The organism is Nonomuraea sp. NPDC050691, from assembly GCF_040654455.1.
GTDB lineage: Bacteria > Actinomycetota > Actinomycetes > Streptosporangiales > Streptosporangiaceae > Nonomuraea.
This window is the reverse complement of record NZ_JBFAIA010000003.1, coordinates 1-12526: the sequence shown is the minus strand read 5'-3', so window position 1 is coordinate 12526 and position 12526 is coordinate 1. Positions and strand designations below refer to the sequence as shown.

Here is a 12526-nt window from a genome sequence, read left to right as displayed (position 1 = left end):
GGGCAAGGCGAGCTTCCTGATAAGCTTCTCAGGAAGCGAAGAGGTGAGAGTGGACGACGAACGCGACGACCTGATCCGCCGGATCACGGAGACCCAGCGCGACCTGGGGCGGGCCTTCGCCCGGCACCAGTCGCCCCTGTTCACCTCCAACCTGACGATGCGCCAGCTGAAGGTCGTCATGCTGCTGGCGGTCCACGGCTCGGCCTCGGGCCAGGAGCTCGCCCACGACCTCGGCGTCGGCCTCGGCACGGTCACCGGCATCGTCGACCGCCTCGTCGCCCAGGGCCTGGTCAGCCGGCACGAGGACCCGCACGACCGGCGCGTGCGCCGGGTCGAGCTGACCGCCGAGGGCGCCGCGCTCATCGAGCGCATCCAGGACGAGGGCATCCACCACTACCGGCGCGTCCTCGAACACCTCGACACCGACACGCTGCGTGCCCTCGACATGGTCGTCCACCGCATCCGCGCCGTCGCCGAGGACCTGCTCGCCGAGGAGTACGGCGCGGTGGGGACGCGGGAGTAGCGCCGGGCCCGTGACCATGACGAGCGGTGCAGCCAACCACCTGAGACCGACGTGAACCCCGTCCGCCGCGGGACGCGGGCTCGGAGGGGCGGTAGGTTCAGGTCATGAGCGCTGACGACCGGCGGCCTCCGCTCTTCGAGGTCCTCCCGGAGCAGGACGAGAAGCCTGAACCGATCATCATCCACACCTCCGAGGGAACCCTGAGCGTGGCGGGCGACCTGACGGCCGAGGAGTTCGAGATCCTCGACGAGCTCAGGCGGGCCGCGCGCAAACAGGGTTGAATGCGGTAAGAGCTGTACGATGCCGGTGTGATTGGTGAGGTCGAAGGGATGAGGGGCGACGGCTACACCGCTTCGCCCCATGCCATCGCGCGATCCGGGCGAGCCTCGGCGCAGGAGGCCGAGCGCATCCGCGGCGTGCTCCACGACGTGCGTGAGGCGTTCGCGGAAGCCGGACGGCCGATGGGCCACGACCAGTACGGCGCCGAGATGGAGAAGACGTACCCGTCCATGCGCGACGGCGTGATCGCCGCCTTCGAGACCTACATCGACGACCTCGACGGGACCGGCAAGTCGCTGCACGTCTCCGCCGCGACCTACCAGGCGACCGACCGCCCGGAGGCCTGACGACAGGTGTGGCTCGACGGGGGGATACCCGGATGGCTGCGACCGTGGGTCGGCTGGGTGGTCGGCATGGACTGGCCCCAGGCCGAGGAGTCCAAGCTGTTCGCGCTGGCCGACGCGCTGGTCACCGCCGCCTATCGGGTCGCCGGCGGCACGGGCCTCCGCCCCCTGACGCGGACGCCTGGGACGGCGAGGCGTTCAGGACCTTCGTCATCAACGCCGCGAGCAGAGTCGGCGAGCGCCAGGCGGAGGTGCTGACCCGCCTGGCCGCGATGGCGATCGCGCTGAACGACCTCGGCGTGCAGGTCCAGTACACCAAGCGGATGATCAAGCTCTCGATCGGACTGCTGATCTTCCAGCTCACCACCCTGCTGCCGGTCCTCGCCAACCCCGCCACGGCCGGCCCCGGCCTGAGGGCAGCGACGCTGCGCGCCCGATTCTCCAGGGAGGTCGTGCGGCAGCTCGCCAAGCGGCTGCTGTTCAACATCGCGCTGTTCGGCGGACTGATGGGCGGGATGGACCTGTACGTGCAGGCCACCCAGAGCCGGCGCGACAAGATCGACTGGAACCAGGTGCTGACGTCGATGGGCAGCGGCGCCCTCAACGGCGTGTTCCTCACGGGCACGACGTGGCTGACCCCGCCGCGCCGCCTGCTGGACTTCATGCTGGCCTCCGGCGTCGCGGGCGGCCTGACCGACGCGACCCTGCAGGCCTTCGACGACGAGCCGTTCGACCTGACGCGGCTGCTGAAGGGCGTCACCTCGGGAGCCGTCGGCGCCGCGGACGCCCACTGGGCGAGCTGGAACCCGCACTTCGGCAGGCCGGGCGGCGACGACGGGCCGGGCGGCGGCGGCACGCCACACGACCCGGTCGCGCCGGATCACGTTCCCGCGGCTTGGGGGGCGCACGATCTGCGCACGACACTCGCCCGGTACGACCTGCACGGCAGCCTGCACGAGAGCGTCGCCGGCGGCGTGCGCCACTCGCGGCCCCTGGACGTCGACGGCCTGCACGCCGACGTCGTCACCTTCGCCGACGGGGTGACCGCGGTGCGCCACACCGGACAGTCCGCCACCAGGGTGGAGGCCGCGGCCCTGGTTGCGCGGGCGCTCGGCATGGACGTGCCCGCCACGTACCGGTCAGGCGACGCCGTCTACCAGGAACACGGCAGCGCCGAGCTGAGCCGGAGCGTGGCCGGCGGCATCAGGCGCACCGACGTCTACACCTTCGGCGAGGACAGGCACGAGGTGGTCACGTTCTCCGACGGGACCAAGGCGTTCCGCACCGAGTACACCTTCGCCGCCGACGCGGATCTGCACGAGGCGAGCGCGCTGCCGCCGTACCGGGCGGCCAACGTCGGCTCGGTCCATCGCGCTGGCGAGACCGTCGTGTACGAGACCGGCCTGCTGCGGACCGACTTCGCGGATCTGCAGTCGATGGTCCTCCACCAGAGCGACGCCCAGCGGGCGCGGCAGGCCCTGTACTACGTGCTGACACAGGCCGAGACCTTCGCCCCGCACACCGCGGTCCCCGACGGCGCCGGCCGGCACCTGTACGCGGTGCCCGACCGGCTGGCCGAGGCGTGGGCGTCCGACACCACCGCCCATCTGCTGTCGGCGCACCCGCGGCCCGACGGGACGCCCGGCCACTTCACCATGGGCGACAACCGGCTGGCTCCCGCCGACTTCGCCGCGCGCAGGGACGCGCTGGCCGCGCTGCGGCCCTCGTTCGAGCGGCTCGGGGTGGGGGGCTGGCACGACGGCCTCATGCACCGCTTCGACCTGCTGGCCCAGCACGCGACCGGGCACGTGCCGCTGCTCGGCTCCGCCGACCCCGCCGCGCCGGCCGTACGGCAGGATCCGGGCCCGCGCTGGATGCGGCACCACCCCGACCCGGCCGCCCCCAGGCGGGCGCTGGCCGACGTCCTCGACGGCGACGGGCTGCGCCGACTCAACGAGACCCTGGCCGACCGGGGGGCCGACCCCGCCGCCTCGGCGCGCGCCGAGGCGTACGCCCAGCTCGCCGGGCAGCACCTGGCCACCGGGACGCACCGGCAGGAGAGCGTCCTCACCCGCGTCCCCGTCGACCGGCTCCCCGCGGGCATGCGCCCCGGCGCCACCGTGAGCTTCCACGGGCTGCTGGACGGTGTCACCGAGGCCGGCCACCTGCCGGACATACCGCACAGCGCCCAGCTGACGATACTCGGGCGCGGCCACGGCTACGTCGGCGACATCTCCGGACGCCCCCACCATGTGCTGTTCGGCCCCGGCACCCGGTTCACGGTGCTGGCCGTCGAGACCACCTCCTACGGCGGCAAGCACTACTACCTGGTCGAGCACGGCCCGTTCCGCCTGCCCGAGCGCGGCGCGGCGGCCTCTGGCGTACGGCCCGGGTTGACCGGGGAGTTGCTCCAGCACGCCACCCACCACCGGCAGGACACGCCAGCGGGCGTCTGGTACCGCGATCCCGCCCATCCACGGGACATGGAGTTCGCCGACAGCGCGCCCCACATGTCGCCGATCGACGGCGCCTTCTACGTCGACGCCCACGGCAACGCCGAGGCCCTGCACATCGGCGATGCCCGCCTCGACGGCGAGAAGGCGGCCGCGCTGCTCCTCAACGAGCCCCGGCTGCGTCCCGACGACGTGATCTTCCTGGGCAACTGCGAGGTGGGCAGCGGCCCCGTCCCGCTGGCCCAGGACATCGCCAGACGGACCGGCCACGTCGTGATCGCCCCCGACTCGCTCCTGGCCATCACCGAGGCCAACGATCGCGTCCCATCCCGCGTACCCGACGCCGACCTGGTCAGCACGCTCTCCCATCGGGGGCGCTACCGCATCTTCCTGCCGGACGACCCCGTACCCGGATCGGTGTGGGACCGCGTCAGAGAGCTCATCGGCGTACCGGATCCCGGCCCGCAATCGCCGTCCCCCACCATGCGCGGGCCCCGGCCCGGCTCCATCGACGGCATGCTCAACTGGGGCCAGGCGCGGGCCCCGGGCGACTCGTGGCGTCCGCTGCACGCGTTCAGCCAGGTGGCCGCCAAGGGGACGGTCGGCTCCTGGGAGCCCGTCACCCTCGACAGCGCCCGGGTCACCCTCACGGACGGCTCGCAGGCCATGCGCGTCGACCTGCCCTCGTGGCAGGCCAGGGAAGCCACGATGCTGGTCGCCCAGCTCGGCCAGGAGCTCGGGCTGAAGATGCCCTCGACGCACCCCGTCGGCACGGCCGGACTGCTCGTCGACTCCGTGTACGACGGCTCGGGGTGGCAGGGCGAGGCGTGGAACGTCCAGGACACGGTGGCCACCCGCGACGGCGTGCTCATCGGCCTGCTCGGCGCCCTGGTCCGGGACGAGCCGGTGCTGCTGGCCGCGCTGACCGGGGAGCCGCCCCTCATGCCGGAGCCCGCCACGACGAGGCGGATGAGCGCGTACTTCATCCGCGACCTGGGCTCGGGCCAGGAAGTGTGGGCGCCCAACCCGCTCGCGCCGTCCGACGTCATAAGGCTCCGGAAGATGCTGGAGACGATGTGGAGGGACTTCGACGACGCGGGCCTGGACGAGGTCCACGCGCGGATGACCGAGACCCTGCGGCAGATCGCCGAGCACGCCGTCAGCACCGAGTCCATCCTGGACACGGACCCCTCCGAGTCGCTGCCGGAGATCACGCTGCAATGGCTCGACGAGAGGGGCCGGGAGGTCGCCGACGTCGCCGCCCAGCTGAGGGACACCGCCCCGCCCGGCGCCGGCCGGCCTCTCATGGCCCCCGCGCAGCGGCTGGCCGACAACGTCGACGACATCGTGGTCACCCGCGACTCCGACCTCGGCCGCGTCGTCACCTTTGGCGACGGCTCCCAGGCGCTGGAGCTGACCGGCAGGGCCGCCGACAAGGCGCTGGAGGCCGCCCTTGCCCGGCGCGCCCTCGGCCTCGACGGCCCCACGGTCCACCGGACGGCCGACGGCACCGTCTATCAGACGCACGGCAGCGACGAGCTGCGCGCCGCCCTGGCCGACGGCATCCGCGACGCCGAGCTGATGCCGCTGACCTCGAACAAGAGCGAGGTGGTGACGTTCAACGACGGTACCCGCGCCATCCGCCACGAGTTCGACGACATCGGCGAGGCCGATGCGTTCGAGGCGCGCACCCACGAGGAGCACAGCATCAGGGACGGCGTCCCGGGCACCTACCGGGCCGCCCCCACCGTCGTCTACGAGCACCGCATCGACCCCTGGCACATGACCGACAACGAGCGCTCCGTGCCCGCCGAGCTCCGGCCTGAGCTGGACAAACGAGCCATGCACGCCCGGCTTGCCCACACCGACCTGCCCCAGCGGCTGATCACCCAGAACCCCCGCCTCGACGAGCTCCTACGCGGCGGGCCGGTGCTCAGCGAGGCCGACAGTGCCGCGCTGCGCGCCAGGTACGAGGCGCTGCGGCCGGAGTTCGAACAGTACGGCCTCGGCGAGCGCTACCAGGCGCACCTCAAGATCATCGACCGGGCCGGCCCGCACGCCGCGCTCGACCTGGGCCCGCTGCACGACCCCTCCCCGCTGGCGCCCGACTTCCGCGACACGCCGTGGCGGCCGCCGGGCGACCACGTGCCCGCGCTGCCGGACCTCCTGGAGGGCGGCAACCTGCGCCAGGCCAATGAGCTGGCCGTCGGGCACGGCGACGCCCCCGGGCTCGGCCCCGCAGCCGAGGCGATGCTCGACCGGGCGGACGCCGAGCTCGCCCGCCTGACCACCACCTCGGGTCATGTCTCCGCGCGCGTGCCCGCCGACTGGCTGCCGCACCACGTCCGGGCCGGCAGCGAGATCGTCTTCCACGGGCTGCTGGAAGGCGTCGACACCCCCACCCGCCTGGGCGAACAGCCGGAAACCGTGCGGCTGACCATCAGGGCCAGCGAGTACGTCGACGTCTCCGGCCTGTCGGGCAAGCCCGCCCACGCCCTCTTCCGGGCAGGCGTGCGGCTGAAGGTGCTGGCCGTACAGGAATCGTGGCACGAGCGGCACCTGCTGGTTGTGCAGGTCCCCGACGGCCGCGCCGCCGACTCGGTCGCGACCACGGTGCCGCGGATGAGACCCCCGCTCACCCCCGAGCTACGCCGGCACCTCAACGAGCACGTCGAGCGGACGAACGCCGGCGTGTGGCTGCGCGACCTCCTGCACCCGGGCGACCGGGCCCTGACCGTGTCGGCCCGCAACATCAAGCCCATCGACGGCGCCTTCTATGTCGACGGGCACGGCACGGCGGCCGGCAACGTGATCGGCCGGGACACCCTGGACGCCAAGCAGACCGCGGCGCTGCTGCTGAACAGTCCGGGGCTTGAGCGGCACGACGTCATCCTGCTCGCCAACTGCAACATCGGCACCGGCCGCTACCCGCTGGACATCGCCCGGCACACCGGGCACGTGGTGATCGCCGCCGACTCCAACATCCAGGTCTCGACGGAGGGGCACATGACGGCGGTCACCAAGGAGTTCGGAGCCCTGGGCGGACGCGGCCAGTTACGCATCTACCTTCCGGACGACCCCGTCGCGGGCGGTGTGATGGACCGGGTCAAGGCATGGCTCCAGACGCCGTGAGGCCCAGGTGCCGGCTCGGCCGGTGGGGGACGCGGGAGCAGCGCCGGGCCCATTCGAAAGGGCCCGGCGCCTTTACAAAGTAGATCTCATCGGTGCAGGCGGGACAGCACCGCCGGCAGGTCGCCGTCATGGACGACCGTCAGCCGGCGCGTCGCCCGGGTCACCGCCACGTACAGGTCCTGGCCGCCCTTCGGCGACTGGGCGAGGATCCCCTCCGGGTCCACCACCACGACCGCGTCGAACTCCAGCCCCTTGGACTGCGTCACGGTCAGCGCCACCACCGCCTCCTCCAGGTCCTGCCCCGGGAACAGCGCCGCCACCTCCGGGTGCAGGGCGTCCGAGACGATCACGCCGACCCGGCCGTCCCCCACCGCGGCCAGCTCGCCGGCCACCAGCGCGGGCAGCTCCGCCGTCGCGCACCGCACCGCCCGCGGCGCGGCCCCGCCCTCGCGCACCGACCGGGGCGGCTCCTCCCCCGGCGCCACCGAGGCCAGCACGTCGGCCGCCACCCGCATGATCTCCACCGGCGTCCGGTAGTTGACCAGCAGCCGCTCCTCCCGCCAGCGGCCCGCCAGGTGCGGGTCCAGCGCCTGCGCCCAGGAGCCGGCGCCGGCCGCCGAGCCGGTCTGCGCGACGTCGCCCACGATCGTCAGCGACTTGGCCGGGACGCGCCGCATCACCGTCCGCCAGGCCATCGCCGACAGCTCCTGCGCCTCGTCCACGATCACGTGGCCGTAGGCCCAGGTGCGGTCGGCCGCGGCCCGCTCGGCCGTGGTCAGGTCCTCGCCGTCGCCGGCGTGCCGGCCGGCCAGCACGTCGGCCCGCTGGAAGACCCCCTCCTCCATCAGGCCCGTGGACTCCAGCACCTCGCGGGCGTACAGCTCCTGCTCCGACCACTCGGCCTCGGCCTGCCGGGAGGCGACGCGGGCGGCCGAGTCGTCCTCGCCCAGCAGCTCGGCGGCCTCGTCCAGCAGCGGGACGTCGCCCACCGTCCACGGCGCGCCGGCCGGCCGGACGAGCGCGGGCCAGTCCAGCCCGGAGGGGCACACCTCCCACAGCGTGTCGGGGTCGGACAGCAGCTCGGAGATCAGCCGCTGGGGCGTCAGCTCGGGCCACAGCGCGTCGATCGCCGCGCGCACCGGCGGCTCCTGCCACAGCCGGCGGGCGGCCAGGTCGACGTCCACCTCGTCCAGCTCGCCCTCCAGGTCGAGCGGCTCGTCCAGCTCCGGGTCCTCCAGCTCCATCTCGGCCAGGCGCAGCGACTCCTCCAGCGCCCGCGCCTCGGCCCGGGCCAGCTCCTTGAGCAGCTCGGTGACGTACAGCTTGCGCGCCATGTTGTGGCTCAGCCGCACCGCGCGCGCCCGGTCGCGCAGTCGCACGCAGGTCGCGTGCGGCACCCGCAGCGTCAGCCCGTCGAGCGGCACCTCCAGGTCGCCGCGGGGAACGCGCTGGCGGGCGCGCACCGCGTCCTCCACGACGCGCGCCATCCGCGCGTCCCCCTTGACCACGGCCGCCGCCGGATCGTCGGACGCCGTCGCCCGCACCCCCGGGAACAGCTCACCCAGCGTCGCCATGACGACCTGCGTCTCGCCCAGCGACGGCAGCACCTGGCCGATGTAGCGCAGGAACATCGCGTTCGGGCCGATCACCAGCACGCCGCGCCGCTCCAGCGTGTCGCGATGGGTGTAGAGCAGGTACGCGGCCCGGTGCAGCGCGGCGACCGTCTTGCCGGTGCCGGGGCCGCCCTGCACGACCAGGGCGCCCTGCAGCGAGGAGCGGATCACGCGGTCCTGCTCGGTCTGGATGGTGGCCACGACGTCACCCATCCGGCCGGTGCGGCCCCGCCGCAGCGCGGCCAGCAGCGCCGCCTCGCCGACCAGCGTGCGCCGGTCGCCGTCGCTCATGCGCTCCAGGTCGAACACCTCGTCGTCCAGGCCGACGACCGTACGCTCCCTCAGGTGAAGGTGGCGGCGGCGCAGCAGCCCGTCGGGGTCGCCGGCCGTGGCGACGTAGAAGGGGCGGGCGGCCGGGGCCCGCCAGTCGATCAGCACCGACTCGTGCTCGTCGTCGCGAAGCCCGATGCGGCCGACGTACAGCGTCCGCCCGGAGACGTCGTCGATCCGGCCGAAGCACAGGCCGCGCTCCACGGCCCGCAGCCGGGCCAGCCGCCGCGCCTGCTCGGCCGCCACCACCTCGCGCTCCACCCGGGCCTGCCGGGTGCCGCCGAACCCGCCACCGAGGTGCGCCGTCCGCAGCGCCTCCTCCGCCCGGGACCTGGCCGCGTCGAGGCGGCCGTAGAGCATCGAAACAGTGGCCTGTTCCTTGTCAAGGGCTTCCGCAAGAGCATCTTGACGCTGACTCATGCCGTGGTATACTCCTTACGGGAGAGCTGTAAAGCGCCGCTCATTTTGGTAGTGAGCATGCGAGCGTACCCCTCCCGCGAGGCGCGCCGCAACCGTCCAGGTCGGCCGCCTTTACTAGGCTCTCCGCCCCTCCTCGCCTCCGCCGTCGCCGCGCCGGTCACCTCACGCGCCTACTCGCTCCCGATCGGCCGGCGCACCCGCCCACTCCGCGCGCAACACCTCGCGATCCGCGCAGGCGCGCCGGCGAGCACTCCGCCCCTCCCGCTCAGGCATCGCCCCCGCGCCTCAGTCCCGCCCTGACGGCCGGCGCCGGCGAGCCCGGGTTCTTCGCCCACGGGCGCGGCGCCGGATCGGCCCCTCGGCCCCGCGTCGCCGCGGTTCACCCGGCGGGTCAGGTGGCCTTGTGCCGCTGGTAGTAGCGGGCGACGCGGGCGCGGTTGCCGCAGCGGGCCGCCGAGCACCACCTGCGCCGGGGGTGCGCCGGAAGGAACAGCATGACGCAGTCGTCGGCCTCGCACTCGCGCACGCACCCCACCCCGGGGTCGGACAGCAGGCCGGCGGCGGCCTCGGCGAGCCACGCCGCCAGGCGGACGCCGAGCGGGCCGGAGCGCCGGGGCGTCGCCGCGACCGCCCCCGCCGCGTCCCGGGCTTCGCCGTCCCAGGTCAGCTCCCGGATCGCGGGCGCGGCCCGCTGCGCCCGGTTCAGCCCGTCCAGCGCGTCCCCCGGCGGTCGCTCACCCTTGCGGACGTGGCTGATCGCGGCCGTCACGTGGTCGCGTACGGCGTGGACGGCGGCCAGGTCGTCGACGGTCAGCGCCTCCCACGCGCGGGAGGCGTCCGCCCCCGCCTCCAGCACCCCCGCGCCGTCGAGCCGATCGGCCTGCGCGGCCAGCCACCCCGCCAGGTCCGCGGGGGTCGCCAGCAGGTCGGCCGGGCCGTCCGGCAGGCGCGGACGGGTGTTCACCAGGTCCAGGGCCAGCGGCTCACCGGTCAGCGGCACCAGATCACTCATGCCCCTAATGGTACATCCACGGATTGACACATTAGTCGCCTTCTCGCTACAACTAATGCATCATTCCGCTAAGGAGGCATGTGAGATGTCGTTCCCGGTCGTCACCCGCATCGTCCACCGCCGCGTCGACGTCGACGGCGTGGAGGTCTTCTACCGCGAGTCGCTGCCCGAGCGGGCCGACGCGCCGGTGCTGCTGTTGCTGCACGGGTTCCCGTCGGCCTCGCACCAGTTCCGCCGGCTGATGGACACGCTGGGCAGCCGCTACCGGCTGATCGCGCCCGACTATCCCGGCTTCGGCCACACGCGGGCCCCCGAGGATTTCGTCTACAGCTTCGACCGGCTGGCCGACGTCACCGAGGGGTTCGTGCGCGCGCTCGGATTGTCGCGCTTCGTCATGTACGTCTTCGACTTCGGCGCCCCCGTCGGGTTCCGGCTGGCCGAGCGCCACCCCGAGTGGATCGCCGGCCTGGTCGTGCAGAACGGCAACGCCTACGAGGAGGGCCTGTCACAGGGTGCCCGTGAGTTCGTCGCGCTGCGGCCGGAGACCGAGGGCGCCGAGGAGACCATCCGCGGCCTGCTGACCCTGGAGGGCACGCGCGGCCAGTACGAGACGGGCACACGCGACCCCGAACTCCTCGCACCCGACGGCTGGACCCTCGACCAGCACTTCCTCGACCAGCCCGGGCGCAAGGAGGCCCAGGTGGCACTCGCCTTCGACTACCACTCCAACGTGGAGCGCTACCCGGCCTGGCAGGCCTGGCTGCGCAAGCACACGCCGCCCGCGCTCATCGTCTGGGGCCGTGACGACATGTTCTTCCCCGAGCCCGGCGCCCTCGCCTACCTGCGCGACCTGCCCGGCGCCGAGCTGCACCTGCTCGACACGGGCCACTTCGCCCTGGAGGACAAGCTGCCGGAGATCGCCCCGCTGATCGCCGGCTTCCTCGACCGTTCGTGGACGTGAGCGCCCGGCGCCTTGACGAAGGAGATCACTTGCGGCGGAACCGGCGGACGCCCACCCCCTCGCGCCAGGCGTCGATCACCACCTCGTCGCCCTCGACGCGGGTCCAGGCCACCTCCGTCAGCTCGACCCGGAACAGGTGGGAGCCGGTGCCCGGCAGCTCGAACGCCTTGACCACGTCCTCGTCGGTGATCTCCACGGCCCGGCCCGCGAGCTTCACGTCACCCTCCCACTCCGGCGCCGCCCCGGTGGACTCCTCTCCGGCGGCCTTCGAGGCCCCGGACGCCTGCTCGCCGGAGCCGGAGGGGGGCGGCTCGGGCGCGGGTGAGGTGGTGTGGATCGCCATGCGCGGGTCGCGCCGCAGGTCGAGCGCCTTGACCGCCCCGGACATCGACCCGAGCCACAGGTCTCCGTCGCGCAGGTCGGTCTCGGTGCCACTGACCCGCGGCGAGCCGTCCTTGCGCAGCGTCGCCAGCACCTTGTGCCGGTACTTCTCCATCAGCGTCCGCGCCACCTCGGCCAGCTCGGGCGCCTGCCCCTCGAACTCTCGCCATGAAGCCATGACCGCCATCATGGACGACGCCACCGACAGAACCACGGCCGGAGAAGGACCTCACCGCCCCCGGGGTCGTACCGGTGACGAGGCCGAGGTCAGCCGCAGTGCTCGAAGGGGCTCTCGTACCACTGGTCGCCGTAGGAGCCGCCCCACATGATGCACTTGCCCGGCGCCGAGACCTTGACCGGGCCGGCGTAGTAGCGGTAGTTGTCCGCGTCCACCTTCCCCGGCGAGCCGTACACCTGCACGACCGCGCGCACCCAGGCGGTGTTGCCTGCCGCTCCCGTCTTCCAGGTCACCACGCAGTTCGTGCTGCCGTTGTAGAGCAGGTACGTCGTGGCGCTGGAGCCGTAGGAGTGGCTGTCGATGACGTGGTAGCTGCCGCCGCCGCACGCCTCGACGGGCGAGGACGCCGCCATGGCCGGAGTGCTCAGGGTGACCGATGCCGCCAGCGCCGCCGCCGTGCCGAGCGCGAGAGCCGCACTTCGCTTGATACCGCCCACTCGGGTATTCCTCCTCATGATCTTCACGTTTCGCGCCAAGAGTAGGCAGAACACGCATACGAAACGCACAGAGCGAAAGATCTCTGATGACATGGGGAACATGGCACGAGCGACCTGTGAGGTGGCGCCTTGAGCGCGACGACGTCCGGAGGCGCGGCTTGAGCCCGGTCCGGCAGCGGGGGCGGGCGTGAACAGCGCCGGCGACGTCCTGCTGCTGGCCGCCGCCGGGCTGCTCGCCGGCCTGGTCGGCACCGCGGGCGGCATCACCTCCCTCATCTCCTACCCCGCCCTGCTCGCCGCGGGCCTTCCCGCGCTGTCGGCGAACGTCGCCAACATCGTCGCCGCCGTCGCCTGCTGGCCCGGCGCGGCCCTCGCGTCGCGGCCCGAGCTGGCCGGGCAGGGG

General features: G+C 73.2%; 9 protein-coding genes and 1 pseudogene. 6 read left to right on the top strand and 4 right to left on the bottom strand.

Annotated features, from left to right (window positions below; all coding sequences use genetic code 11):
- Positions 1 to 43: 43 nt before the first annotated feature.
- The 4 genes from AB0H81_RS01860 to AB0H81_RS01845 all read left to right on the top strand — a co-directional run bounded on the left by AB0H81_RS01860 (position 44) and on the right by AB0H81_RS01845 (position 6731).
- Positions 44 to 523: a MarR family transcriptional regulator gene (locus tag AB0H81_RS01860; protein ID WP_358367804.1), complete on the top strand. Its 480-nt coding sequence runs from the start codon at positions 44 to 46 to the stop codon at positions 521 to 523.
- Positions 524 to 627: 104 nt separating this feature from the next.
- The gene (locus tag AB0H81_RS01855) at positions 628 to 804 is read left to right on the top strand and encodes a hypothetical protein (RefSeq protein ID WP_358367802.1); all 177 of its coding nucleotides are present in this window, start codon (positions 628 to 630) and stop codon (positions 802 to 804) included.
- A gap of 27 nt (positions 805 to 831) precedes the next feature.
- Complete coding sequence (locus AB0H81_RS01850) at positions 832 to 1149, top strand: hypothetical protein (RefSeq protein ID WP_358367800.1); 318 nt, start codon at positions 832 to 834, stop codon at positions 1147 to 1149.
- 248 nt (positions 1150 to 1397) lie between these two features.
- Positions 1398 to 6731 carry a hypothetical protein gene (locus AB0H81_RS01845; protein WP_358367797.1) on the top strand — a complete coding sequence of 1778 codons (5334 nt, stop codon included), beginning with the start codon at positions 1398 to 1400 and terminating at the stop codon, positions 6729 to 6731.
- Between the two features lie 86 nt (positions 6732 to 6817).
- On the opposite strand, the gene AB0H81_RS01840 is transcribed toward AB0H81_RS01845, so the two are convergent.
- Both AB0H81_RS01840 and AB0H81_RS01835 read right to left on the bottom strand, forming a co-directional pair.
- The gene (locus tag AB0H81_RS01840; protein ID WP_358367794.1) at positions 6818 to 9034 is read right to left on the bottom strand and encodes an ATP-binding domain-containing protein; all 2217 of its coding nucleotides are present in this window, start codon (positions 9032 to 9034) and stop codon (positions 6818 to 6820) included.
- 451 nt (positions 9035 to 9485) lie between these two features.
- A complete protein-coding gene (locus AB0H81_RS01835; protein WP_358367792.1) occupies positions 9486 to 10106 on the bottom strand; it encodes a CGNR zinc finger domain-containing protein in 621 nt (206 codons plus the stop codon).
- Between the two features lie 85 nt (positions 10107 to 10191).
- Between AB0H81_RS01835 and AB0H81_RS01830 the strand changes: the two genes are divergently transcribed.
- Complete coding sequence (locus AB0H81_RS01830) at positions 10192 to 11067, top strand: alpha/beta hydrolase (RefSeq protein WP_358367789.1); 876 nt, start codon at positions 10192 to 10194, stop codon at positions 11065 to 11067.
- A gap of 25 nt (positions 11068 to 11092) precedes the next feature.
- On the opposite strand, the gene AB0H81_RS01825 is transcribed toward AB0H81_RS01830, so the two are convergent.
- Together AB0H81_RS01825 and AB0H81_RS01820 are read right to left on the bottom strand one after the other, a co-directional pair.
- Positions 11093 to 11626, bottom strand: a complete 534-nt coding sequence (locus AB0H81_RS01825) for a pyridoxamine 5'-phosphate oxidase family protein (protein ID WP_358367786.1) — start codon at positions 11624 to 11626, stop codon at positions 11093 to 11095.
- Between the two features lie 89 nt (positions 11627 to 11715).
- Positions 11716 to 12123 (bottom strand): spore-associated protein A, encoded by a 408-nt coding sequence (locus AB0H81_RS01820; protein WP_358367783.1) that lies wholly within the window; start codon positions 12121 to 12123, stop codon positions 11716 to 11718.
- Positions 12124 to 12310: 187 nt separating this feature from the next.
- Between AB0H81_RS01820 and AB0H81_RS01815 the strand changes: the two are divergent.
- Positions 12311 to 12526 (top strand): annotated as a pseudogene (locus tag AB0H81_RS01815) (sulfite exporter TauE/SafE family protein); the annotation flags it as partial.

Excerpts from the sequence above, each read along its gene's own strand:
- AB0H81_RS01855 (WP_358367802.1), top strand. The coding sequence starts at position 628 with ATGAGCGCTGACGACCGGCGGCCTCCGCTCTTCGAGGTCCTCCCGGAG.
- AB0H81_RS01840 (WP_358367794.1), bottom strand. The coding sequence starts at position 9,034 with ATGCTCTACGGCCGCCTCGACGCGGCCAGGTCCCGGGCGGAGGAGGCG.
- AB0H81_RS01825 (WP_358367786.1), bottom strand. The coding sequence starts at position 11,626 with ATGGCTTCATGGCGAGAGTTCGAGGGGCAGGCGCCCGAGCTGGCCGAG.
- AB0H81_RS01835 (WP_358367792.1), bottom strand. The coding sequence starts at position 10,106 with ATGAGTGATCTGGTGCCGCTGACCGGTGAGCCGCTGGCCCTGGACCTG.
- AB0H81_RS01830 (WP_358367789.1), top strand. The coding sequence starts at position 10,192 with ATGTCGTTCCCGGTCGTCACCCGCATCGTCCACCGCCGCGTCGACGTC.